Consider the following 21,923-nt stretch of genomic DNA (forward strand, 5'->3'; position numbering starts at 1 on the left):
TTACTCAAGAATTGTAAATTGAGATTTAGGTTCTGCAGAGAATTTCTTTTTTTCAATGCCTGACCATTCGGAAAATTCTTCTGCAGTTGGGTAGTCCCCTACTTTAACTGCTTCTCCATCTACTAAAACTAATGGCAAAGCCTGTTCCCCATGTTCATCAAGCTGCTGGCGAACCACTGAATTTTCTACAAATTCCTGAGGTTCAGTTGAAAGATTATAGCGTGCTACCTCAATATTTTCTTTTTCCAGGATACCTAGATTAATGGCTACTTTTGTCAGCTCAGGGTCTACGCTTGGTCCGCAAACACCTGTAGAACAACACATTGCCGGATCAAAGATTGCGATTTTCTTCATACTAGAATCTCTCCTTTTAAGAAAAGCCGAGAGGCTCTCTCGGCTTTTGTTATTTATTCTTTATCTTTAGCAAATGTTTGAATACGATCACTAATTTGATCACGCACTCGTTGGAAAACCGCCCACTTTTCTTCTTCTGTACCTTCTGCTTTAGCAGGATCGTCAAATCCCCAGTGGAAGCGTGTTACATGCGGAGGCGTCATTGGACATTTGTCGTTTGCATCCCCACACAGTGTAATAGCGTAAGCTGCGTTGTTTAAAATATCCGGATCGATAATATCGGATGTTTGATCGCTAATATCAATATCCACTTCGTTCATCGCTCGGACGGCATTAGGATTTAAGCCATGTGCTTCAATACCCGCAGAACGGACATCGAATTCATCTCCTAAATATTTTTTCCCAAACCCTTCAGCCATCTGGCTGCGGCAAGAGTTTCCTGTACATAGAAAGTAAATGACTGGTTTAGACATGATGCATTTCTCCTTTTTGTTAAAAATAATTATATAATTAGCAGCCACAAGTAAAGACCGACTAATGTAATAAACAAGGTTGGTACGGTGAGGATCACCCCTACTTTAAAGTAGTATCCCCAGGAGATCTTAACTCCTTTAGTTGAAAGAACATGCAGCCATAACAATGTGGCCAGCGAGCCAATCGGTGTAATCTTTGGTCCTAAATCTGAACCAATTACATTGGCATATATCAATGCTTCACGCATCGTTCCCGTCGTATTTGTATCGGCAATGGCAAGAGCGTCGATCATAACCGTCGGCATGTTATTCATAACGGATGATAAAATCGCAGCAATGAATCCCATAGAAACCGTAGCTACGAACATTCCTTGGTCGGCTGTGTACTGAATTAATGCCGCCAGCACATCAGTTAACCCAACGTTTCGCAATCCGTAAACGACGACGTACATTCCAACAGAGAAAAATACAATGGCCCATGGTGCTCCTTTGATCACTGTTGCTGTCTCTACCACTGGACTTCTGCGCGCCATAATTAAGAAGAAAATGGCAACGATCCCAGCAATGATTGATACCGGAATTTCCAATGACTCACTCGCAAAATAACCAACGAGTAACACAGCAAGAACAACCCACGAGAGATGGAACATTTTATGATCTAATAGTGCTTCCTTCGGTTCTTTCAGATCACTTAAATTGTAATTGCTCGGAATATCTTTTCTAAAGAATAGATAAAGTACGAGTATACTTGCACCTAGTGAAAAGAAGTTTGGAACAATCATTCTTGAAGCATATTCAACAAACCCTATTCCGAAAAAGTCTGCCGACACAATGTTAACTAAGTTACTAACTACGAGTGGCAAGGAAGTGGTATCAGCTATAAATCCACTTGCCATAATAAACGGAAGAATCATCGTTTCTTTAAAATTCAAGTTCCTTACCATTGCTAAAACAATAGGCGTTAAAATAAGCGCAGCTCCATCGTTCGCAAATAAAGCGGCAACTACAGCTCCAAGGAGTGTAACGTAAACAAACATTTTTGTTCCGTTGCCTTTCGCTATTCTCGCCATATGGAGTGCCGCCCATTCAAAGAACCCAATCTCATCAAGAATTAGTGAAATAATAATAATGGCAATAAAAGCTAGCGTAGCATTCCACACGATATCGGTAACGGCGAGAACATCTTGAAAATCAACGACACCTACGAGTAAAGCAAGTATTGCTCCTCCGCAGGCAGACCAGCCGATTCCTAAATTTTTTGGCTGCCAAATCACTAAAATCAATGTAAGTAAAAATATAACCGTGGCTAAAATTGCTGAACCCAAAAGAATCCCCCTACTAATCGCATTGGATGCGCAAACCTGCTTGCTCCAATGCCTTTAATTTTTCTATCTGATCTGGAATTTGTTCTAAGATTTGCTGAATGATCGGATAGGTTTCATGGTCTTGATTTAATGAATAGAAAATCCACTGACCTTTCCGGTTCTCTTTGACCAACCCTGCATCACGCAGTTTACGTAAATGCTGGCTGACCGAAGGCTGACTCATTTGCAGCACCTCAACAAATTCACACACACAGCACTCCCCTTCACTAATGAGGCCAATAATCGTCAAACGCGTCTTATCCCCTAATAGCTTAAGCGTCTGTGCGGCTGTTTCAATATCGATGATTGTTTTTTCCATACCCTCACCTCGTTTATCATAATATAAGCATATGCTTATATATGCAAGTCTAATGTTTGGTTTTTCTCGTTAATTTAATACAAACACATAATAATATACTTATACATTCATGTACACCATAAGAATGTAAAGTTTATGTAAATCAAGTTTTTTTGATTTATTAGTTGCAATAATCGAGACCACAGCATACACTATGATTAATCAATAAAATTTGATGAAAGGAGCAATTATTGTGAACAAAGACTTTCAGATGACGGACGTATCATTACAGCACACCTTTAGTAAATACGAGAGAAAGTTTAAAGCGCTGGCCGATGAAAGAAGACTACACATTCTAAATGAAATAACACGGCAGAAAGAAGTATGCGTTTGTGATTTGTCGGATCAGCTGGATCTGCCTCAATCAAAGCTTTCTTATCACCTTAAGATTTTAATGGATGCTGAATTGATTGAAAAAGAAACACGAGGTACCTGGAGTTATTATACTCTGAACCACGCTGAACTTAACCATTTGTTATCAGAAGAGCTTTGTTGTTTATTTCGTCGCGATTAATTTTTTTAATTCATTAATCAAAAAAAATTGATGAAAGGAGGAATGACTATGAATCAAGAACTTCTAAAAGTCCACAGAGAAGAAATAGCCCACTCGATCCGTCAATTCCGTCATGAGCAACCCCTTCGATTCCCGCATTTTTCTCTAAACCAACTCAGTAAGCTTTTTACTAAAAAACAGCCAGATTGCTGTGTCTGTTGTTCATAACATCTAATTAATCAAAATTTTTTTGATGAATGGAGGTGAATTTATGATAGATATTATCCAAACCTTTCTAAAGATCGCCTTTGAACTTACCCTTTTGTTTGTTGGCATTTCATTTGTTCTCAACCTTTTACAAGGATTCATCCCTTATCAAAAAATAGAAGACCTTATGAATAACAGCCACCCAATCCTGCAAGCTGCTGTTGCTGTAGGTTTCGCTTTTGTCACCCCTTTTTGTTCGTGTTCGACGATTCCTATTGTCGTTAACTTGCTTCGCAATAAAGTGAAATTCTCGATCGTCATGATTTTCTTATTCGCTTCACCTGTTCTCGATTTAACCATCCTTACCCTCATGACGTATTTATTAGGGTGGAAAGTCAGTCTGTTTTATAGCCTGATTACGATTACACTTTCCATTATGATTGGTTTTTCATTAAGTGCTTTAGGATTCGAAAGACAATTAAGAAACGTCGTAGTAGAAAACATGCCTTCCCGCCAAGATAAAAACCTTAATTTTCGATTAGCTGGGAAGGAAACATGGGAGTTAATGAAAACCGTTTATCCCTTTCTTATTTTAGGAGCAGCCATTGGCGCTCTCATTTACGGAGCCGTACCGACCACCTGGATCACAAGTTATATGGGAGAAGAGCATTGGTGGCTCGTTCCCATAGCCGCTATTATTGGACTACCTCTTTATATCCGGCTATCTACAATGATACCAATTTCTCAAATTATGGTCGCTAAAGGGATGGCTCTAGGCCCCGTTATGGCGCTTATGATTAGCTCAGCAGGAGCCAGCCTCCCTGAAGTAACCATGCTTCATAGCATTTTTAAAAAGAAACTTGTCATCGCCTTTGTGGGGTCCGTAGTATTTATGTCTTCTGTTTCCGGTTTCTTATTTTACCTTATTTAAAGGAGGAGTTTTCAATGAGCCTTATGAAAAAGATCTTTGGCAAAAGGAAGAGTAAGTCCTGCTGTAAAGTAGAAATTAAAGAAGTGAAAGAGGAACAATGCTGTACTAAAAAATAGCTGAATTCTCTTTGAATGAGCCAGATTTCAGTTAAACAAACGTTTGATTAAATATTAGACCATGAGGCTGGGACATAAGTAAAGCAGTGATGCCAGAAAACGAACACTTGTATAAACGCAGATGATTAGCGTAGTCAAAATACCGTAACAGTGGTGCAACTCTATTGCAGGGAGGGAGCATAAGGGTACCAGGTACAGAAAAGCTGTAAAAGGGCGAAGGGCCAAGTGTGAAATTCGGTACCGGTACCCGGTGCTGAGGCCGTGTCCACGGAAAGCGAAGTGTTTTGACGAAGCGGTGTTGTAAATTCTTTTTAACATAAATCATCCGAACAGAGTTCTACAGAATCGTTCGGATGATTTTATGCTTTATTCAGTTTTGTCGCAGCCTGATTTCTACGCAAAGAACAGAAACTGTACTTCTACAGCCGCTTCAATCTCTAACTGTCCTGGCTCAATCGGCGTTGATGCTGCAAATGTACTTGCTTTAGCCAAAGGAATGGCACCATCTTTTCCACCTTCCATCACTTTTATCGGAGCTGGATCGAGCCGGGCCCTCATCGTTCCAGCCAGTGTATTAGCTTTGAGATAAGCATCTCTCAAGGCTACTGATAACGCCTGCTGATATAGTGCTTCTGGATTCTTTACAGAGAATTGGATCGTAGAAACCCGATTCGCTCCATTTTGCACTGCGGTATCAATAATTTCCCCTGTTTGAGCAATATTTTCATTCGTGACTGTAATCATGTTTGTTACTTCATATCCTCTAAACACTTGGGTCCCGCTATCATAGTCATATTGAGGAAGAATCGTATATTCACTCGTTTGAATGGAAGCCCGGGGAACCCCTAGGTTTACAATCGAGGCGATGACTCGTTCCATCATTCGTGCATTTTCTTGCTGCGCCTGCGTAAGATTCATCGATTCTGTAACCACACCGATCTGAATAGAAGCTACATTTGGCTGAGCCGATGCAATTCCCTCTCCCGTTACTGTCATTACGCGCTTTTGCATGCTTTGATGATTCATTCCATTCCACCTTTCTATTTAGAAATCCGAACACAAAACATATCCACTCATAAACAATCTATTCCTCACATAAAAAAAGCAGAACGACCGAAGTCGTTCTGCCTTAGTCTGTTGAGAAAGCTTTGATGAACACGGTATATCATGGTTCCTCCTTTAGAGTCTTGGGAAAAGGAACAGGCGTTGATGACGGCTGCCTGTCAAAACATGAAAAAGACTGTCCTCCACCTAGCTAGGGTGAGCCAGGTGAAGGAGAGTGTTTTTCTGACTTAGGGACTTCCAAGGAGCTAGGACCCTTCCACTCCTGCGGAAGAACGAGTGAGCCGAGATCGCCGAGCGCGGGGTTTGCGAGGAAGCTCGGGCGCTCGTCCGCGGAAAGGTAAGGGTCTTTGGCTTCTGGCGGCAAGAAAAAAGCTTGAGGAAAACCACATGTTTCCCCACAAGCTGAGAAGAAAGACCTAAGTCTTTTCCCCCTTATAGAAAAACGCTCTTTTCAATCTGCTTCATCTCATAGAAGTAACCTTGCTGAGCCATGAGCTCACGAAACGTCCCGGATTCCACCACTTCTCCTTGTTCCATTACTATAATCTGATCCATTTTCTCAAGGCCGGCCAGACGATGACTGACAAGAAGAACCGTATCCTCTTTCGCTTGAGCAAATAACTCCTCATACAACATTTTCTCCGTTAAGGCGTCCACTGAAGACGTCGGTTCATCTAGCAGCCATAACCTCTCTCCCTTCAGCATAGCACGCGCTATCGCTAAACGCTGCTTCTCTCCCCCAGACAGATTTTCACCGCGTTCCAGTACTTCATCTTCTAGTGAAAAATGATCAAGCTTTACTTTTTGCAGCGCTTCGATGAGCACATGATCGCCGAGCCCTTCTGCAGCGACCTCTAAGTTGTGCCGTATGCTGCCGTAGAAAAAGTGATTTTCCTGTAACACCACGTTCGAGCGAGCCCAAAGCTCCTCGCGTTCCACCTTATTAAGACTCACATCATTTAATTGAATGTCACCTTCCTGATAAGGATGAATGTTGAGCAGCAATTGAAGCAGTGTAGATTTTCCGGATCCGCTCGCTCCTACTATCGCTGTTTTTGATCCTTGTGGGATGCTTACATTCACCTTTTCCAAGGCTTGCCTTTTCTCTCCATTAAACGAAAAGCTCACATCATGAAAGCGAATGGAAGGGGCTTGGTCCACAGAGAGGCGTACAGGTGATTCCGGCTCTTTAGCAGGCTCTTCCCGGACCACAGAGAATAATCGATTAGACGCACGTCTGCTGTCCTCTAAATGAACGGGAAACACGGCCATCGGCGTTGCATTTTCAAATACGGTGAGCGAAACCATCACAAGCATCGCAAGAAAAATCCCATTTAAATCGTCTTCCACCACCAGCCATGCCCCTAGCCCAAGAACAAACCAAGAAATAATAAGCGACACCATCGTGTTCATAGAATGGCTGAACGTGGAGTGTAACCCTTCCCTTTCTTGTTCATTCACATATTTGTGAGAAGCATGAAGAAGCTGCTCTTCTTTTTCTTCAAGTTTTTGATAGATTTTTAGATCACGATAACCGTAGAGCAGTTCTGCTGCCTCAGTAGAGAGAGCCCCTCTGTTTTCCCGCACTTGAGTATTAATCCGCTTTTGTCTAATAGTAAACAAAGCGGGTACAACAAACCCAGTAAGCAATAGACCGAGCAGCAGCACGATAGCTATAGCCAATGAATAAAACGTAGTAAACACAATTGTACTTAAAAAAACAATAACGAGCACAATTGGTGGATAATACACGCGCAGGAAGAAGTTTTGCAAACTTTCTACATCACCGACGATTCGGGATAATAAATCTCCGCTTCTGTACTTTTGAAAAATCTGCGGTGCGAGCGGTTCAATCTTTTTATAAAAAGAAACCCGTAAGTGACTAAGTATGGAAAATGTGGCGCGGTGTGAGAAATACCGCTCTGCATATCGACTCAAAGCTCTCGTAAACCCAAATAATTTGAGGATAGCGATGACCACCGTCAACGCGTACAACGGAGGTACGAATGCCGCGCGCGAGATCAGATAACCGCTCGAAGCAAACAAACCGACAGCAGCAATTCCGGCTAAAAATCCAAAAAAGATGGAAAGCAATATATCCTTTTGCTCAAGCATAACAAGCTTGACTACAATACCTAAATCTTTCAACGTGCTTCCCCTCCTTGCTGGACGGAAACCATATTCCGATAGTACGGAACTGTTTGGAGCAAGTCTTCATGTGTTCCGCTTCCAATTAACCGTCCCTCGTCTAACAACAAAATTTGATCTGCTGCTTGGATCGTGTGCAAGCGATGAGCCACCGTAATTACAGTAGACGATTGAGACAATTCTTCTAGCGAACGTTGGAGGATTTTTTCCGTTTGCAGATCAAGGCCTGTTGTCGGCTCATCAAACAAAATCACAGAAGGACGTTTTAAAAAGGCCCTTGCAATCGCTACCCGTTGTTTCTCTCCTCCAGAAAGGCCTCTCCCCGCTTCTCCAACGGGTGTGTCAAACCCCTGTTCAAGAGATTCGATAAATGAAGCAATTCCAGCTTTTTCAGCCGCTTTTACGATTTGCTCCCGACTAGCCCCACTTGAACCAACAGCAATATTGTCAGCAATCGTTCCTGAGAATAAATAAGGGTGCTGAGATATATAGCTAAGCTGATTAAACCATTCTTGTTCTTCATATTCGAATAGAGGCTGCTCATTCACTCTTACTTGTCCCTCTGTAGGGGCCATTAATCCAGCTATAACATGAAGCAATGTTGTTTTTCCTGAGCCCGTTCGTCCAACAATGGCTACCTGATGATAGGGAGCAATTTGAGCGTCTATAGGTTTTAGAGCAAAGCCCTCATCGTGGTAGCTGAAGCTCACTCCAGCAAGTTCAATAGCAGGAGGGGCTGTACCTGTTATTAACTGTGAACTTCCCCATTCCACATGAGGAGTTGGTTCTTCTAATTCCTCCGTCACTTTTTGAGCAGCTACAATACTCCCTCTTCCGGAGTGAAAAGCACTCCCCGCGTCCTTTAACAATTGATAGAATTCAGGAGCTAAAATCAATATAAAAAAAGCGGAGAAGAAAGATATATTTTCATAAACAACTAAGCGAATGGCAATTTCCATCGCAATTAAACCGATGCTGAGCATCGAAATAAACTCCAGCATTAAGGAGGAAACAAACGCTACTTTCAACACTTCCATGGTTGCGTCCCGGAAGCCGAGGCTGCTTTCTTCGATAAGCTCTCTCTGCTTTCTGGCCCTCCCAAACAGCTTAAGTGTTGTTAACCCTTGCAGCGTATCAAGAAACCTTCCTGAAAAAGCCGCAAGCTTTTCTAACTGTTCTTCTGATTTCTTTTTTGTCATCACTCCAATAAGAGCCATAAAAAAAGGAATAAACGGTGCTGTAATGAGCATAATTAATCCCGAGTAGATGTGCTGCGTGAACACGGCGACCAAGATAATAATAGGCACGATCGCCGTTTGAATCATTTGTGGCACGTAGCTGCTAAAATAGCTGTCTACATCGTCAGTTGCATCCATTAACACACTAATTTTTCTTCCTGACTGGCCCTGCATCGAAGCCTGAACAGGATTTTGGGAAAACTTATTGACTAGTGATTTTCTGAACTCATTTTTCGCTTTAGCTGCTAGCTTTACCCCAGTTCTGCCTGAAAGGTACGTCAACGCCGCCCTTACAACCAGAACAAAGAATAATCCAATCAACAGCGGAATAACAGACTGAAACGCTGCGTTATTTAGAAAGACACCTTCTATGACGGCAACGAAATAGTAGGCTTGAGCAATAATTGCTGCCCCCATAAGCAGTGAGATCAACACGAGCGTATAGATGACCGATCGTTGCGAGAAGGCAATATGTTTTAGGTGCTTCATAAGGAATAGCTCCTATCATTTCAATTAGTGAAATATTTCACATAGTGATTATATTATAGTCATGCTTTATTTGTGAATCGTTTTGTTTGATCTACTTCCATTCTATCAAAAGTGTCACCGTTATATTCGGTTTTCTAGGTAGTCATGCTTTTTCTCTGGTATTCATTTTTTATTTCGACTGATGAATGTAAATCTTCACTGATAAATCTCTCTTACAAACTCATACTAAAACCATATATTAATAAAGGACGTGTTTCGTTTGAATCGATTGATTTGGTTTGGCCTATTCACCCTAGCTGCTTTCGTTAAATTAACAGGCGTCAGTCATTATCTGCTCGACAGTGTGTCGAAAGGAGCTTTGCTTGTCTCATTAAGCTTCTCCCTCCTCGTGTTCAGCGTTATGCTTCTTATGAAAAAGTACTTCCTCTGGTATGGAGCCATTCTCTCATTAATCATTAGCTTTTACTGTTGGTCATCTTATTTATATATGGATTACTTTCATACTCCGTTTTCTTCCTATGTGGCGCTGCAAACGTCAAACCTATCAGGGATGTCAGAGAGCATTTTCAGCCAAATGGCCGGATGGCATATTCTATTTTTCACCGACCTTATTCTGTTGGGAGGATGGATGCTGTATGAGAAGCGGAACACGTCCTACGCATCTGCTCCTGTAAACAGACGATTGAAGCCATTCGCTGCGGTGGTTGTTCTTGCGGTTCTTTTTTTATCTTTAAAGCCGATCTCGATGCAAGTAAACGGCAAAGGTCATCTTTTACTTAAGAAATATACATCAGACTCTCATCTAAGTAATTATGGGGTGATTGGGCATCAAGCCATTGATTGGATCGAGTTTTTAACGTCTCAGCAAGTTCTGGAACTTTCAGCTGATGAAAAAGAAGAAATTAATGAATTGCTGGCAAGTGAAGATCGAGCGGTTCCAAGAGAAGATCCCTTACTCATGCCTGGCTTATTTGAAGGGAAAAACTTATTAATGATTCAGTTTGAATCCCTTCAACAGTTTGTTATTGGACAAGAAGTGAATGGACAAGAAATTACTCCAACCTTAAATCGGCTCGTGGAATCAGGACTTTCTTTTGAAAATTATTACCCTCAAACCGCAGAAGGCAACAGCTCAGATGCAGAGCTTCTCGTTTTTAATAGCCTCTATCCATTAAAAGAGGGAAGTACTTTTTTTCGATACCCAATGGTAGATTACCCATCTTTAGCCAAGGATTTCAAAGAAGAAGGGTATACAACCACCGCTTTTCATGGGGATGAAGGAACCTTCTGGAACCGTGATGCGGTTTATCCTTCAATGGGGTTTGACCGCTATTATGATATTGATGATTACGAAGACGTTGAAGAACATGCTCTAGGCATGGGACTTAGCGATGAAGCCTTTTTTGAACAAACGGTCAATCACTTGCAGGAGCTGCCAAAGCCTTACGTCGCGAGCCTTATTACATTAACCTCTCACACTCCATTTTTAATTCCGGAAGACGAGAAGTTAATAAATACCGGAGAAACAAAGCATACATCCCTCGGAAACTATTTTGAAAGTATACACTACACCGATCATTATTTAGGTGAATTCTTGAAGAAACTTGAAGAGGAGGGGCAGATGGAAGACACGGTGGTCGTCGTTTATGGAGACCATAACGGCGTTTTTAAAGAAACAAAAAGTGAAGTTGAGCAGTGGAACGGCCGGGCCATTACAGAAGAGCAATGGCGTACTGATTTCACGTCCGTCCCTTTTATCGTTTCAAGTACTGACTTAAAAAAACCTCTGCACGTTACTGATGTCGCCGGTCAAATCGATACAGCCCCCACTCTTCGTGATTGGTTCGGCCTTCCAGACGAGACTACCGCTCTCGGGCACAATATTAACCGTTTTATGAACGAAGACGTCTTTCTTTTGCGAGGGGACTATGGCGAACGTATTGTGATCGGACAAGATCGCAAAGTAACCGATTATCAACCTGGCCATTTTGAAACGTTAGAAGTATCCGAGCGATTAATAAAGTCGAATTTCAACCATTTATCTGAATAAAGAATGAGTTTGGACAAAACTGAATAAAGCAGAAAATAATCCGAACGATTCTATTGAAATCTGTTCGGAAAGTATTATACTTGAGGCCCCTGAAATAGTCCTATCTAATCTTAAAGAGCCTCACGAATCGCTTGTCGGTGGATGCTTGCCGCGGGCACGGCCTCAGCTAACTTGGTCAAGAAGTTCACTTGACCAAGTGGATCTTCGGCTCGCGCTGTTCCCGCAGGCGTCACCCCCGAACGCTCATCGTGGCATCAACAGAGATCAATCTAAAACCCATTTGTGTTCAAATATCTGCCCCTAAACACCATCTATACGTTGTCTTGCTAAAGAACGATATAAGATGGAAACGAATCGTTAAACTTATGAAGGAATAGAAGGCGCAAATCTCTTAAAAGTTAGAAGAAAAGCGGCCTGTGTGGAAATTAAATTCCACACAGGCCGCTTTTTAAATTCTATCTTTCATGTACCTTTAGTTTTTCAGTGTCCTCATTATACTTCACCCTCCGTGGGCTCGGCCACATTTTCTTTATTGTTTTAATTGGGTCAAATCGATTCGCTGTCCATATTCTTGTGACTTTACAGCGCCTTGATTAACGAGTGTTAATTTAAGAGCATCCTCTTTCGTTATCGTTGGCTCATGTCCCTCTTGAATTGCTTTAACCCACTGCTTCATAGGCATTGGTAACGGATCCGGTAAATCTTCGGGATACATCCACTGATCACTCTCAAATTGAGCGCTCTTTATCCGAACCGTATTTTGTTCGATAAGAATGGTCCCTTCTGTTCCATAAACCTCCAGCTGAAAAGGGCTTCCAGAGGAGACAAAGCTTGTTTCAAGTACCCCAAGAACTCCCGATTCATATTCCACAAACGCTGCGGCCTGGTCATCGATCCCTGGGTGAAAGACAGACTGCAAACGAGCCATTACTGCATGTGGCGTGCCTGCCAGTCGATTCGCTAAATAAATGGAATGAGCACCAAGGTCAATTAAAGCTCCGCCTCCTGTTTTTTCTTGTTCATAAAAGTGCTGAGGCAGCCAGCCTTCAGGATTCTCATTTGTAGCAACAGCTCCATTGTGAGCCACACGACAACGGATCATCGTTAATTGCCCCAGCCACCCTTGATCGACTGCTTTTTGTGCATATAAATAATAATTCTCTACTAACCTTGGGAGTGAAATCATTAATTCTACCTCTGCCTTTTCCACCTCAGAAAGAATGGCATCACAGTCCTCCACCGTCAAAGCTAGAACTTTCTCAGTGAAGATGTGTTTTCCATGTTTCGCCGCTTCTATCATGATGTACTTATGATCCACAGTAGGGGTAGTTATAATGACGCCATCGATCGATGGGTTCGATAACACGTTCTCTAAGTCAGCTTCAAAGGGCACACCTAACTCTTTCCCCCATTCTTCTCCGCGCTGCGCATTTTCATCCCAAACCAGTTCAATGGATATATCCTCTATTTCCTTAGCTTGGTTGGCGTAGTCTACTGCGTGTACATGCCATTTACTTAATAATGCAACTCTAATCATTAGGACCACCTTTACGCTATGTATTAATCCGCTCTTTAAGAGAGATTCTTAATTCTTTCGTATCCTCATGAGCTAACCACTCTGTGTAAATCTCCTGTTCCTGTCCGTTTTCCATTTTCAATAACATCACATCATTTATTTCTGCTAGTCGTTCCACTCGATCAAAATGAACCGTTTTTCGAGGAAGGAGCGCTCCTTTATCTAACGTGATATGGTCTTTTTCTAAACGAACATAATCCTTTTCCGGCATTCGGAAATACTGAACCATTTGCCAGAGTCCACTAAAAAATATGGCGATGGCAAGATAGACAAAGAAAATAGGAAGACTTCCGTACAAAAAAGCGTCCAACAATATAAAACCTGCACCGGAAAAGATGCCAAGCAATGAATTCCATCCTTTTTTCGTCCACTTTTTGCTAGCCGCATAAGGGAAATTTTTATATACCGGATTGATGGTACACCCTCCTTTAGTTCACAATCAGCATATCACTCTCATCGAACTCCCACATCTCCCCATAGGCCACTTCCCAATAATAGCCATCGGGATCGGTGAAATATCCGCTGTATCCGCCCCAGAACACTTTTTCCGGAGGCTTTACAAGACGAGCACCAGCTGCTTCAGCCTTCTTCATCATGTCGTCGACTTCCTGTTCAGATTTTGCATTATAAGCGAGTGTGATTCCAGAAAACCCGCTCCGCTGGGGTGGCTTTTGTTCATCAATATCCTTCGCGAGCTCATCTAATGGGTATAAAGCAAGTTTAGACCCTGGGTTGTTAAAGAAAATAATTTCAGGGTTATCTTTCGTTTCAGAAGTAGAAAACCCAAGATGATCTCGATAAAACGCAACCGATCGTTTCATATCCTTTACACCAAGAGTAATTAGATTCACTCTGTTCATCGGTTTCTCTCCTTTTTTCTTAAGTAATCAACCAGCCCCATGGCACAAACCTCGATATCCAACTGAATGACCTCGTATACGGGGTGATCATCAGGTATTTGAAGCTCCCGTAAGTATGCATTCACTTTTTCATACAGGCGATTCTTTACACCCTCTATTCCATTTCCATTTACCAGCGCTTCTTCACCCGCTTCGACAAACTTTGGAATCCACTCCACTACCTGATTAAATGCTGCTTCAGGCTCATCTGTTTTTCCAAAATGACCAAAATAGATATGATCAACTTTTAGATCTCTAAAGCGTTGAATAGATTGCTTCATTTCTTCTGGATCAAACTGGTTCGGTGAAGTACTAGGAAGATAAAACGTCACTCCATAATCCAACGTTTGGTGATAGCGAATACCAGCTGTATCCCCTGTAAAAATGCCATTACTAACCGGATCGTAAATACCTAGATGATGATTGGCATGACCAGGTGTGTCAAAGAACTTCAACGTACAATCAGGACTGATTTCGAGAGTATCCCCTTCCTCTTTTACGATAAGCTTTTCTTCCTCAATTGGTAAAATCGGATCAAATAGTTGGTCAAATGAATCCCCATAAACAGCACGCGCTCCCTCTATCAAACGTGAAGGATTTGCTAGATGGCGTTTTCCTTTTTCATGTACAATAACTTCAGCCTCAGGGCACTCCTTTAGAAGAAGACCCGCTCCCCCTGCGTGATCCAGATGGATATGAGTTAAGATCAAATAACGAACATCTTTAGGGTCTAACTCCAAGTCCTTCAATCCTTCTACTATGCGTGGGACAGAAGGGCTGGGTCCTGTTTCAACGAGGGTTAAATTCTCTTCTTCTATCACATAGGTGCCTGTACGTCCAGGAATGCCTAAATCGAAACCATCAATTAAATGAATCCGGTCACTAAATTTAATAGGATCTTTCTTCTTCAAATCAGATCACCCCATTTAAAGTCTTACTTCTAGTTTACTAAATAATGGATAGGAATGTAACGAATAATGTCACACAATTCTGATTTTGATTTTGTCACACTTATGGTCTGGGTGCGTATCATGGTTTTGAGGAGTTGATGACTATGACAGAAAACCGAAATATGCATCCCCAATACCACCATCAAATGAAGCCCACCCATCACCAATGTCAGAAATATAAATATTATCACGTAATGGGCACGATGGAAGATGGTCAGTCATTTGATGGCATCATCTTAGATTCAAATGATGAGAACGTAACCATGCTCATGAGTGAAGATGTAATGGTTGATGAGAATGGGAATGCAGAAGATGAAAGCAGGCAATTTTATGGCGGGGGATACGGGGGATACGGTGGGTACGGTGGATTCGGAAGAAGAAGAGCTCGCCGTTTCAGAAGAACGATCTTACCTCTAGCCGGGCTAACGTCCTTGCTATTATATCCGTACCTTTCACCTTACCCTTACTACCCGTATTATCCTTATTATTAAAAAGAGAGAGGGACAATGCCCTCTCTTTTTTTATCGATATTTAGGTACATAGCATGATTAGATTTCCATTTTAGGGTAATATGACCCGGCACGTTCAAGTTACATAACACGATAATTGTCTTATTTTTCTAATAATTAATGAAGGACTGTTCACACTGTGCTACTATAATAAATGGAAACTATTTCTATTGGAGGGAAAATATGAATAAAAAATTTTTAGTGAATTCCACGCTTGCTGGTATCATGACTTTCTCTTTATTTACACCTACGGCTTTTGCTCACGATATGTTAGATGATGTAGGGATTGAAAAAGGCGCTCATGAAGCGGACCTAAATGAAATCCCTAAAATTGAAGGAAACAAGAGTCTTTCGAATTGGAAAGAAGTTGCAGCGACGCCTCTAAAAGAGTATGACGGGGTCGAAAATAATACAGCAGACGTTTATTCTCACAAGGGCTATGCTTATTTAGGTACGCATACACAGAACGGCGGAGAAGGCGGCGTTCGAATCTTTGATATGAAGGATCCTAAGAACCCTGAAGAAATCGCTAAGTTTGCAGACGACATTCCTGGCACGTGGCAAGAAAAAGTGATTGTTAAATCTGTAAACACACCTGAATTCAAAGGAGAATTAGCTGCTGTCAGTGTCCAGCAGTTAAATAGAAATAACCCCGATTCTAAAGGCGGCTTCCTTTTATATGATGTCTCTGACCCACATAACCCTGAAAAACTTGGCTTCTGGGAAATGGACAAGCGTGTTCCAGGAACCCATGAATTATACTTAACTGTACAAAATGGCAAGCCATTTGTACTGTCAGCTAACCCTTACGCCGACTATTATACTCATGGGGAGAGTAAAGACTTCGCGTTAGTAGACGTTTCAGATCCGAAGCAGCCAGAAACCATTTATGAATTTGATCCTCGTATACTTCCGGAAGTATCCGATGACTTTAACGGCTATCACTGGGATTCACCAGATGGGAAAACAAGACCTGTTTTCAACCATAGTGCCATGTCCGATACCAATGGGGACAAGGCCCTCTTATCCTTCTGGGATTTAGGAACGATCATTCTCGATATTTCTGACCCTTATAACGTAAAATATGAAGGCCGCACAGATTACGCGCCTGATGTACAAGGATCTGCCCACTCTGCAGCTTTAGCGAAGGGTGGAAACGTATTGATTGAAACGAGAGAAGTCTACAACCCTACTAAAGAGGGGTATGAAGAATCGTACGGATACACAAGGATCTTTGATATTAAAGACCCAGCTAATCCAAAAGAACTGAGTACGTTTAAGACGGATTTAGTTGATAACGTTGAAGATGGCATCACATTTGCCAACACGGTTCACGACCCTAAAGTACACGGCAACACCTTATACCTATCCCACTATGCAGGCGGTCTTATTGCCGCTGACATTACAGATCCTGCAAATCCGGTTCAAACAGGTCAATACCAGCCTGAAGGGGCCTACTTCTGGGGCGTTGATGTAGATCGAAACTATATCCTCGCTTCGGATATGGGTAACGGATTAAAGGTTCTACAAAAGAACAACAGCAAATAGTAAAAAAACTGCCTCCGACGAGGCAGTTTTTTTATATATGATCCCCGTGCTCCAATTTTGAAAGGTGCGCCCTCAAATCCTCAAGCTTCACTCTCCAATGACGTCCAATCTTAAAACCAGGTATTTTTCCTTCCTGAACAAGCTTGTATGTCGTCATTTCACTAATCTGCAAATAATCAGCGACTTGAGAAATCGTTAAAATTTCACGCTCTTGCTCCATCTAAACCTTCCTTTAACGTATTAGACCTACTGCTAGTGTAAATGGTAAATAGACGAATCACAACTCACTAGATCAAAAATATTTTCTGCATTATTGTAAGCGTTACCTTTGTTTAGATACCAATACCATCATCAATTAAACACCAGTAAATCTCTTTATAAAGGCATTGCATTCCACTGCATTTTCTTATAATCTATTATAGTCTGTTATAACAGATTATAAATCACTCTATTTCTTAGCGCTTTATTCAATCGGTATTTTAAAGAGACAATAAGGGTGAGAGTAAAGCATTCGGAGGGTTAACATGCAGCGAGAAATTATGACGGTATCACAAGTTGCGGAATACTTACAGTTAAGTGAAATGACAACTTATAAATTAGTACAAAAAGGCACGATCCCAGCGTTTAAGATCGGTAGCCACTGGCGTGTAAAGAAAGACGATTTACACGACTGTATCGATCGATTGAAAAACGGGGAGCGATTATAACGTATATATTTTAAACAAGAGCTTGATTGCTGTGAGAGTCAGCGATCTAAAAATATAAAAAAGAAAGAGGTTTGCAATGTTTACATCATCATTAAAAGAACAATGGTTCGGTAATGTAAAAGGAGATGTATTAGCAGGAATTGTAGTAGCATTAGCATTAATTCCAGAAGCGATCGCCTTTTCCATTATCGCAGGCGTAGACCCCATGGTGGGCTTATACGCTTCCTTCTGTATATCTGTCGTTATTGCTTTTGTCGGGGGACGCCCCGGAATGATTTCTGCAGCAACAGGAGCTATGGCACTTGTTATGATTACGCTTGTTGCAGAGCATGGGTTAGAATACATGCTTGCCGCAACTATATTAACAGGGATATTCCAAATTATATTTGGCGTATTCAAGCTTGCTCGCTTTATGAAGTTTATTCCTAGATCTGTCATGGTTGGATTTGTGAATGCATTAGCCATTTTAATCTTCACATCTCAACTTCAGCACTTTGTGAACGAATCCTGGATTATTTATGTACTAGTCGGACTTACACTAGCTATTATTTATTTATTTCCGTTACTAACAAAATCGGTACCTTCACCTCTTGTCGCCATTGTTGTGGTTTCCTTTATAGCCATTTACATGAATGCAGGGGTACGTAATGTAGGGGACATGGGGAACCTTAGCCAAACCTTGCCTTTATTTGCATTGCCTAATATTCCGTTAAATATGGAAACATTTATGATTATTTTGCCTTACGCCCTCGCCTTAACGATTGTAGGACTGCTGGAATCTCTTCTAACCGCATCGATCGTCGATGACATGACAGACACTGAGAGTAACAAGGATCAGGAAAGTCGTGGACAAGGGATTTCAAACATTGTAGCCGGATTTTTCGGAGGAATGGCGGGTTGTGCCATGATTGGCCAGTCTGTGATCAATGTAAAATCAGGGGGAAGAGGCCGCTTATCTGCATTAGTTGCCGGTGTATTTTTAATGTTCCTCATTATTGCTCTCGGGAATGTTGTCGTACAGATCCCTATGGCCGCTCTAGCAGGAGTAATGATTATGGTGTCCATTGGTACGTTTGACTGGAGCTCGCTGCGCAACATTCACCTTGTTCCTAAAACAGATGCCGCTGTGATGGTAGTTACAGTAGCTACGGTAGTTTATACACATAACTTAGCTTATGGCGTATTAGCTGGAGTAGTATTAAGCATGGTTTTCTTCGCTGTGAAGATTTCCAAAGTACGTGTTTTACCATTATACGTAAACGAAGGAAGCAAGAAAATCTATTATGTGCAAGGACAGTTATTCTTTGCCTCTGTCACCGATTTTGTCTCTTCTATTAACTTTAAAGATAATGTAGATATAGTGGAAATTGACCTGACACAGTCACACCTTTGGGATGATTCAGCGATTGGCGCCCTTGACAGCATTGAAGCTAAGTTTGAACAACGAGGTATCGAGGTTCACTTTAAAGGGTTAAATGGTGAGAGCCATCGATTGCTAAACCGTTTAGGCGGTGTTTCTAAAGGAGCCAGTCACTAAAAAAGATGAAAAAGGAGCTCACGTATGTTTACTACTATTCTACTTGCAACGGACGGTTCAGCACACTCTAAGCGTGCCATCGAACAAGCCATTCAAATGGTCTCACCTTATAAAGAGCAAGTTACCTTAGAGCTTGTGTACGCTGTTGATGGAGACACTTCTAAAGAAGATATTCTTAAGCATGGAGACTCCAGCACGGCAACATTGAAAAGAAAAGAAAAATTCTATGAAGCTATTCAAGAGATTGAAGCTTCAGGAGTAAAATCTGATATCACGATATTACACGGTGAACCAGCTGAAACGATTGTTGAGTATGCGAATAATCGAAGCTACGACTGTGTTGTCGTAGGCAGCCGTGGACGCAATAAGCTGCAGACCTTAATATTAGGCAGCGTTAGTCATAAGTTAATGAAATATATTAAAGCTCCTGTTATGGTTGTTAAATAAAGAACAAATGCGCAAGCGCCCTGGTAGACATGACACGCATAAGCAAAACGGCCGGAGGAAGGTGGTCTCCCCTTCCGCAGGTCGGTTTGCTTATGACGCGAGTGTCTGGGCGCAGGAGCTGGATGTCACTCTTTTTAAAAAGATATCCACAGTTTGGGATTTTATAATTTCCTAGACCATTAAAAAAAGCATCGCCATGTGTTAAACGGCGATGCTTTTTGCTAATAAATTTAGAAACACCTCGTATGGTATAATAGTTTAAATCAATACAAAAAGCGGTGACTTTTTATGCTAGAAGATACAGGAGAACGCGTGATTCCTAAAGAAATGGACCCTATGAATGGGCTGCTGCTCGAGCATGTAGCCCGTTACCACTTCTCTGAACCCTACGTGAAGGGCAGAGTTCTCGACATTGCTTGCGGAGTTGGTTATGGAGCGGCTCACCTTGCTAAAAAGAAAAAAAAGCACATCAGTGAATTTCTCGGCGTAGACATTTGCGAAAAAACGATTCAATACGCCATCCATAATTATTACCACCCACTGCTTTCCCTGCAAGTAGGAGATATAATGGATGAAAAGTGGGTGACAAGCATCGGGCAATTTGATACAATTGTCAGCTTTGAAACGATTGAACACGTACCCAGCGTTCAAACATTTATGAATCATATCTATGAGCTTTTAGCTCCTGGCGGCACGTTGGTCCTCTCTACGCCTTTCGGCCAAGGAATGGATCATCCGAGCGGTTCTCCCTTTCATTATTTTCAAATGACTGAAGAAGAATTTAAAGGATTGTTTGATGATTTTTCTGAAGTAGAACTTTTTTATCAAAACGGTGTCACAATAGAACCTCCTCGTGAAGGTGTTCACTACCCATTAGGTGTGGCAGTTTGCAGGAAGTAAGGCCTCTCTTGTGGTAAAAAAGAATCAACGATGGTATGATAAGAGTAAGAAAAACATAAAATAAAAAGGTCGCAGCTGCCACTGCGACCCACAGATAATGATTCCCCAGGGGATCAGCTATTCGTCGAGAATAGACCTCACCCAATCAACTTACAGGTTAATAGGGAGGTCTATTTTTTATTGATCAATTCAATGATCAAAGCGAGTAAAGCAATGAGCAGCGTACCAAATGAAAACAGCACCATCATAACCTCATACACGCTAATAGGCATCACCCCCTTCTATCGTGGGGTTAGCCGACCACCCTAAAAGAACATTATCTATTGTTAATTGTATCATAGAATAAAGATAGATCCCACCCTAAATAAGAACGTACGTTCCTACCCAATGTAATGATATAGGAAATTTCCAAAAACTCTTGCAATTATTTGTGAAATGTTGCACAATATAATTGTGAAGTAATTCACATTAAACCTTTTTACCTAAAATTAGGAGTGAGTGCTATGAACATGAATAAAAAAGAAAAAGTAAACCGAGTTGTATTGATTGGCGCAGGACTAGTCGGAAGCAGCTATGCTTTTGCCTTAATCAACCAGGCCGTAACGGAAGAATTGGTTATTATTGATTTGGATAAAGAAAAAGCAATCGGTGATGCAATGGACTTAAACCATGGGAAAGCTTTCGCTCCTTCTTCAACGAATACCTGGTATGGAGATTACAGCGATTGCGAAGATGCTGATATTGTTTGTATTTGTGCAGGAGCTAACCAAAAGCCCGGAGAAACACGCCTTGACCTAGTAGAAAAGAACATGAAAATCTTTAAAACAATTGTGGACAATGTAATGGAGAAGAAGTTCGACGGGATTTTCTTAATTGCAACGAACCCTGTTGATATTTTAACACATGCTACTCAAGTATTTAGCGGCCTTCCTAAAGAAAGAGTCATTGGAAGCGGCACGACATTAGATACGGCACGATTCCGCTTCATGTTGAGCGATTACTTTAACGTAGCCACCCAAAACGTTCACGCTTACATCATTGGTGAGCATGGTGATACAGAGCTTCCTGTTTGGAGTCACGCTACCATTGGAGGAGTTCCTGTAGCTAAATATTTAGAGACGAACGAATCTTACACCCCAGAAGATCTTGAACATTTATTTGAAGATGTGCGAGATGCCGCTTATCAAATCATTCAGAAAAAAGGGGCCACCCATTATGGCATCGCAATGAGCCTGGTTCGTATCACAAAAGCTATTCTCGGTAATGAGAACAGCATCCTGACGGTAAGCACCTATCTTGATGGAGAATATGGAGAAAGAGAGGTATACGTTGGTGTTCCTACCATCGTCAATCGCCGAGGTGTAGAGAAAGTTCTTGAAATGGAGCTCTCTGATGTGGAACAACAGCAATTACGTCATAGTGTAAAAACATTAAAAGAGACAATGAATCCAGCTCTTGAAAAAATAACACAATAAGTAGTTATGTGTGCATCTTAAAATAGATGCGCACTTTTTCCTGTACCAGACGTGTGTATGCCTAATGATCACATTGGTCATTATTAAAA

23 protein-coding genes are annotated in these 21,923 nt (G+C 41.5%); 10 read left to right on the forward strand and 13 right to left on the reverse strand.

The genetic code is table 11. From position 1 onward, the window contains the following. Genes arsD through IEV27_RS18655 form a run of 4 tightly spaced genes read right to left on the reverse strand, consistent with a single transcriptional unit; the run spans position 1 to position 2,510 of the window. Positions 1-354, reverse strand: a complete 354-nt coding sequence (arsD, locus tag IEV27_RS18640) for an arsenite efflux transporter metallochaperone ArsD (protein WP_188379030.1) — start codon at positions 352-354, stop codon at positions 1-3. Between the two features lie 53 nt (positions 355-407). Continuing rightward, on the reverse strand, positions 408-827 hold the full coding sequence (gene arsC, locus IEV27_RS18645; protein WP_188379031.1) for an arsenate reductase (thioredoxin): 420 nt from the start codon (positions 825-827) through the stop codon (positions 408-410). Between the two features lie 29 nt (positions 828-856). Continuing rightward, entirely contained in the window at positions 857-2,152 is a 1,296-nt protein-coding gene (locus tag IEV27_RS18650; RefSeq protein WP_188379032.1) for an arsenic transporter, read from the reverse strand. A gap of 13 nt (positions 2,153-2,165) precedes the next feature. Next, complete coding sequence (locus IEV27_RS18655) at positions 2,166-2,510, reverse strand: ArsR/SmtB family transcription factor (RefSeq protein WP_188379033.1); 345 nt, start codon at positions 2,508-2,510, stop codon at positions 2,166-2,168. A 250-nt stretch (positions 2,511-2,760) separates the two neighbouring features. On the opposite strand from IEV27_RS18655, the gene IEV27_RS18660 reads away from it, so the two are divergent. Beyond that, positions 2,761-3,063 (forward strand): ArsR/SmtB family transcription factor, encoded by a 303-nt coding sequence (locus IEV27_RS18660; RefSeq protein WP_188379073.1) that lies wholly within the window; start codon positions 2,761-2,763, stop codon positions 3,061-3,063. Positions 3,064-3,313: 250 nt separating this feature from the next. Then, positions 3,314-4,180 carry a permease gene (locus tag IEV27_RS18665; RefSeq protein WP_188379034.1) on the forward strand — a complete coding sequence of 289 codons (867 nt, stop codon included), beginning with the start codon at positions 3,314-3,316 and terminating at the stop codon, positions 4,178-4,180. Between the two features lie 509 nt (positions 4,181-4,689). On the opposite strand, the gene IEV27_RS18670 is transcribed toward IEV27_RS18665, so the two are convergent. The 3 genes from IEV27_RS18670 to cydD all read right to left on the reverse strand — a co-directional run bounded on the left by IEV27_RS18670 (position 4,690) and on the right by cydD (position 9,236). Then, the gene (locus tag IEV27_RS18670) at positions 4,690-5,322 is read right to left on the reverse strand and encodes an SIMPL domain-containing protein (RefSeq protein WP_188379035.1); all 633 of its coding nucleotides are present in this window, start codon (positions 5,320-5,322) and stop codon (positions 4,690-4,692) included. Positions 5,323-5,793: 471 nt separating this feature from the next. Then, the gene (cydC, locus tag IEV27_RS18675; protein ID WP_188379036.1) at positions 5,794-7,509 is read right to left on the reverse strand and encodes a thiol reductant ABC exporter subunit CydC; all 1,716 of its coding nucleotides are present in this window, start codon (positions 7,507-7,509) and stop codon (positions 5,794-5,796) included. After that, positions 7,506-9,236 (reverse strand): thiol reductant ABC exporter subunit CydD, encoded by a 1,731-nt coding sequence (cydD, locus tag IEV27_RS18680; RefSeq protein ID WP_188379037.1) that lies wholly within the window; start codon positions 9,234-9,236, stop codon positions 7,506-7,508. The genes cydC and cydD overlap by 4 nt, the downstream gene beginning before the upstream one ends. A 259-nt stretch (positions 9,237-9,495) precedes the next feature. Between cydD and IEV27_RS18685 the strand changes: the two genes are divergently transcribed. Beyond that, positions 9,496-11,286 carry an LTA synthase family protein gene (locus IEV27_RS18685; RefSeq protein WP_188379038.1) on the forward strand — a complete coding sequence of 597 codons (1,791 nt, stop codon included), beginning with the start codon at positions 9,496-9,498 and terminating at the stop codon, positions 11,284-11,286. 529 nt (positions 11,287-11,815) lie between these two features. Here the strand turns inward: IEV27_RS18685 and IEV27_RS18690 are convergent. The 4 genes from IEV27_RS18690 to IEV27_RS18705 all read right to left on the reverse strand — a co-directional run bounded on the left by IEV27_RS18690 (position 11,816) and on the right by IEV27_RS18705 (position 14,672). Beyond that, positions 11,816-12,823 (reverse strand): Gfo/Idh/MocA family protein, encoded by a 1,008-nt coding sequence (locus IEV27_RS18690; RefSeq protein WP_188379039.1) that lies wholly within the window; start codon positions 12,821-12,823, stop codon positions 11,816-11,818. 16 nt (positions 12,824-12,839) lie between these two features. Beyond that, on the reverse strand, positions 12,840-13,208 hold the full coding sequence (locus tag IEV27_RS18695; protein WP_188379040.1) for a hypothetical protein: 369 nt from the start codon (positions 13,206-13,208) through the stop codon (positions 12,840-12,842). Positions 13,209-13,290: 82 nt separating this feature from the next. Continuing rightward, positions 13,291-13,722, reverse strand: a complete 432-nt coding sequence (locus tag IEV27_RS18700) for a VOC family protein (protein WP_188379041.1) — start codon at positions 13,720-13,722, stop codon at positions 13,291-13,293. Next, positions 13,719-14,672, reverse strand: coding sequence for an MBL fold metallo-hydrolase (locus tag IEV27_RS18705; RefSeq protein WP_188379042.1), 954 nt, complete (start codon positions 14,670-14,672; stop codon positions 13,719-13,721). Before IEV27_RS18705 ends, IEV27_RS18700 begins: the two co-directional genes overlap by 4 nt. Positions 14,673-14,815: 143 nt before the next feature. On the opposite strand from IEV27_RS18705, the gene IEV27_RS18710 reads away from it, so the two are divergent. Continuing rightward, positions 14,816-15,202 carry a hypothetical protein gene (locus IEV27_RS18710; RefSeq protein ID WP_209488440.1) on the forward strand — a complete coding sequence of 129 codons (387 nt, stop codon included), beginning with the start codon at positions 14,816-14,818 and terminating at the stop codon, positions 15,200-15,202. Positions 15,203-15,403: 201 nt separating this feature from the next. Continuing rightward, positions 15,404-16,768, forward strand: coding sequence for an LVIVD repeat-containing protein (locus IEV27_RS18715; RefSeq protein WP_188379043.1), 1,365 nt, complete (start codon positions 15,404-15,406; stop codon positions 16,766-16,768). A 31-nt stretch (positions 16,769-16,799) separates the two neighbouring features. Here the strand turns inward: IEV27_RS18715 and IEV27_RS18720 are convergent, their stop codons facing one another. Beyond that, positions 16,800-16,988, reverse strand: a complete 189-nt coding sequence (locus IEV27_RS18720) for a helix-turn-helix domain-containing protein (RefSeq protein WP_188379044.1) — start codon at positions 16,986-16,988, stop codon at positions 16,800-16,802. A gap of 304 nt (positions 16,989-17,292) precedes the next feature. Here IEV27_RS18720 and IEV27_RS18725 point away from each other — a divergent pair, with 304 nt between their 5' ends. From IEV27_RS18725 to IEV27_RS18740, 4 genes are all read left to right on the forward strand, one after another. Next, on the forward strand, positions 17,293-17,475 hold the full coding sequence (locus IEV27_RS18725; RefSeq protein WP_188379045.1) for a helix-turn-helix domain-containing protein: 183 nt from the start codon (positions 17,293-17,295) through the stop codon (positions 17,473-17,475). Positions 17,476-17,551: 76 nt separating this feature from the next. Next, positions 17,552-19,012 (forward strand): SulP family inorganic anion transporter, encoded by a 1,461-nt coding sequence (locus IEV27_RS18730; RefSeq protein WP_188379046.1) that lies wholly within the window; start codon positions 17,552-17,554, stop codon positions 19,010-19,012. A 24-nt stretch (positions 19,013-19,036) separates the two neighbouring features. Then, complete coding sequence (locus tag IEV27_RS18735; protein ID WP_188379047.1) at positions 19,037-19,459, forward strand: universal stress protein; 423 nt, start codon at positions 19,037-19,039, stop codon at positions 19,457-19,459. Positions 19,460-19,747: 288 nt separating this feature from the next. Beyond that, complete coding sequence (locus tag IEV27_RS18740) at positions 19,748-20,359, forward strand: class I SAM-dependent methyltransferase (protein ID WP_188379048.1); 612 nt, start codon at positions 19,748-19,750, stop codon at positions 20,357-20,359. A 170-nt stretch (positions 20,360-20,529) separates the two neighbouring features. Here IEV27_RS18740 and IEV27_RS18745 read toward each other — a convergent pair whose 3' ends face one another. Then, positions 20,530-20,631, reverse strand: coding sequence for a putative holin-like toxin (locus IEV27_RS18745; RefSeq protein ID WP_229735425.1), 102 nt, complete (start codon positions 20,629-20,631; stop codon positions 20,530-20,532). Between the two features lie 237 nt (positions 20,632-20,868). Here IEV27_RS18745 and IEV27_RS18750 point away from each other — a divergent pair, with 237 nt between their 5' ends. Next, positions 20,869-21,834, forward strand: a complete 966-nt coding sequence (locus tag IEV27_RS18750; protein ID WP_188379076.1) for an L-lactate dehydrogenase — start codon at positions 20,869-20,871, stop codon at positions 21,832-21,834. Positions 21,835-21,923 lie beyond the last annotated feature (89 nt).

Source organism: Halobacillus andaensis (genome assembly GCF_014636475.1).
GTDB lineage: Bacteria > Bacillota > Bacilli > Bacillales > Halobacillaceae > Halobacillus_A > Halobacillus_A andaensis.

What these genes read in the sequence shown, in the direction of transcription:
- arsD (WP_188379030.1), bottom strand. Translation starts at nt 354, where the DNA reads ATGAAGAAAATCGCAATCTTTGATCCGGCAATGTGTTGTTCTACAGGT.
- IEV27_RS18745 (WP_229735425.1), bottom strand. Translation starts at nt 20,631, where the DNA reads ATGCCTATTAGCGTGTATGAGGTTATGATGGTGCTGTTTTCATTTGGT.
- IEV27_RS18660 (WP_188379073.1), top strand. Translation starts at nt 2,761, where the DNA reads ATGACGGACGTATCATTACAGCACACCTTTAGTAAATACGAGAGAAAG.
- IEV27_RS18735 (WP_188379047.1), top strand. Translation starts at nt 19,037, where the DNA reads ATGTTTACTACTATTCTACTTGCAACGGACGGTTCAGCACACTCTAAG.
- arsC (WP_188379031.1), bottom strand. Translation starts at nt 827, where the DNA reads ATGTCTAAACCAGTCATTTACTTTCTATGTACAGGAAACTCTTGCCGC.
- IEV27_RS18725 (WP_188379045.1), top strand. Translation starts at nt 17,293, where the DNA reads ATGCAGCGAGAAATTATGACGGTATCACAAGTTGCGGAATACTTACAG.
- IEV27_RS18690 (WP_188379039.1), bottom strand. Translation starts at nt 12,823, where the DNA reads ATGATTAGAGTTGCATTATTAAGTAAATGGCATGTACACGCAGTAGAC.
- IEV27_RS18665 (WP_188379034.1), top strand. Translation starts at nt 3,314, where the DNA reads ATGATAGATATTATCCAAACCTTTCTAAAGATCGCCTTTGAACTTACC.
- IEV27_RS18715 (WP_188379043.1), top strand. Translation starts at nt 15,404, where the DNA reads ATGAATAAAAAATTTTTAGTGAATTCCACGCTTGCTGGTATCATGACT.
- IEV27_RS18655 (WP_188379033.1), bottom strand. Translation starts at nt 2,510, where the DNA reads ATGGAAAAAACAATCATCGATATTGAAACAGCCGCACAGACGCTTAAG.
- IEV27_RS18670 (WP_188379035.1), bottom strand. Translation starts at nt 5,322, where the DNA reads ATGAATCATCAAAGCATGCAAAAGCGCGTAATGACAGTAACGGGAGAG.
- IEV27_RS18700 (WP_188379041.1), bottom strand. Translation starts at nt 13,722, where the DNA reads ATGAACAGAGTGAATCTAATTACTCTTGGTGTAAAGGATATGAAACGA.
- IEV27_RS18710 (WP_209488440.1), top strand. Translation starts at nt 14,816, where the DNA reads ATGACAGAAAACCGAAATATGCATCCCCAATACCACCATCAAATGAAG.
- IEV27_RS18740 (WP_188379048.1), top strand. Translation starts at nt 19,748, where the DNA reads ATGCTAGAAGATACAGGAGAACGCGTGATTCCTAAAGAAATGGACCCT.
- cydD (WP_188379037.1), bottom strand. Translation starts at nt 9,236, where the DNA reads ATGAAGCACCTAAAACATATTGCCTTCTCGCAACGATCGGTCATCTAT.
- IEV27_RS18730 (WP_188379046.1), top strand. Translation starts at nt 17,552, where the DNA reads ATGTTTACATCATCATTAAAAGAACAATGGTTCGGTAATGTAAAAGGA.
- IEV27_RS18750 (WP_188379076.1), top strand. Translation starts at nt 20,869, where the DNA reads ATGAATAAAAAAGAAAAAGTAAACCGAGTTGTATTGATTGGCGCAGGA.
- IEV27_RS18720 (WP_188379044.1), bottom strand. Translation starts at nt 16,988, where the DNA reads ATGGAGCAAGAGCGTGAAATTTTAACGATTTCTCAAGTCGCTGATTAT.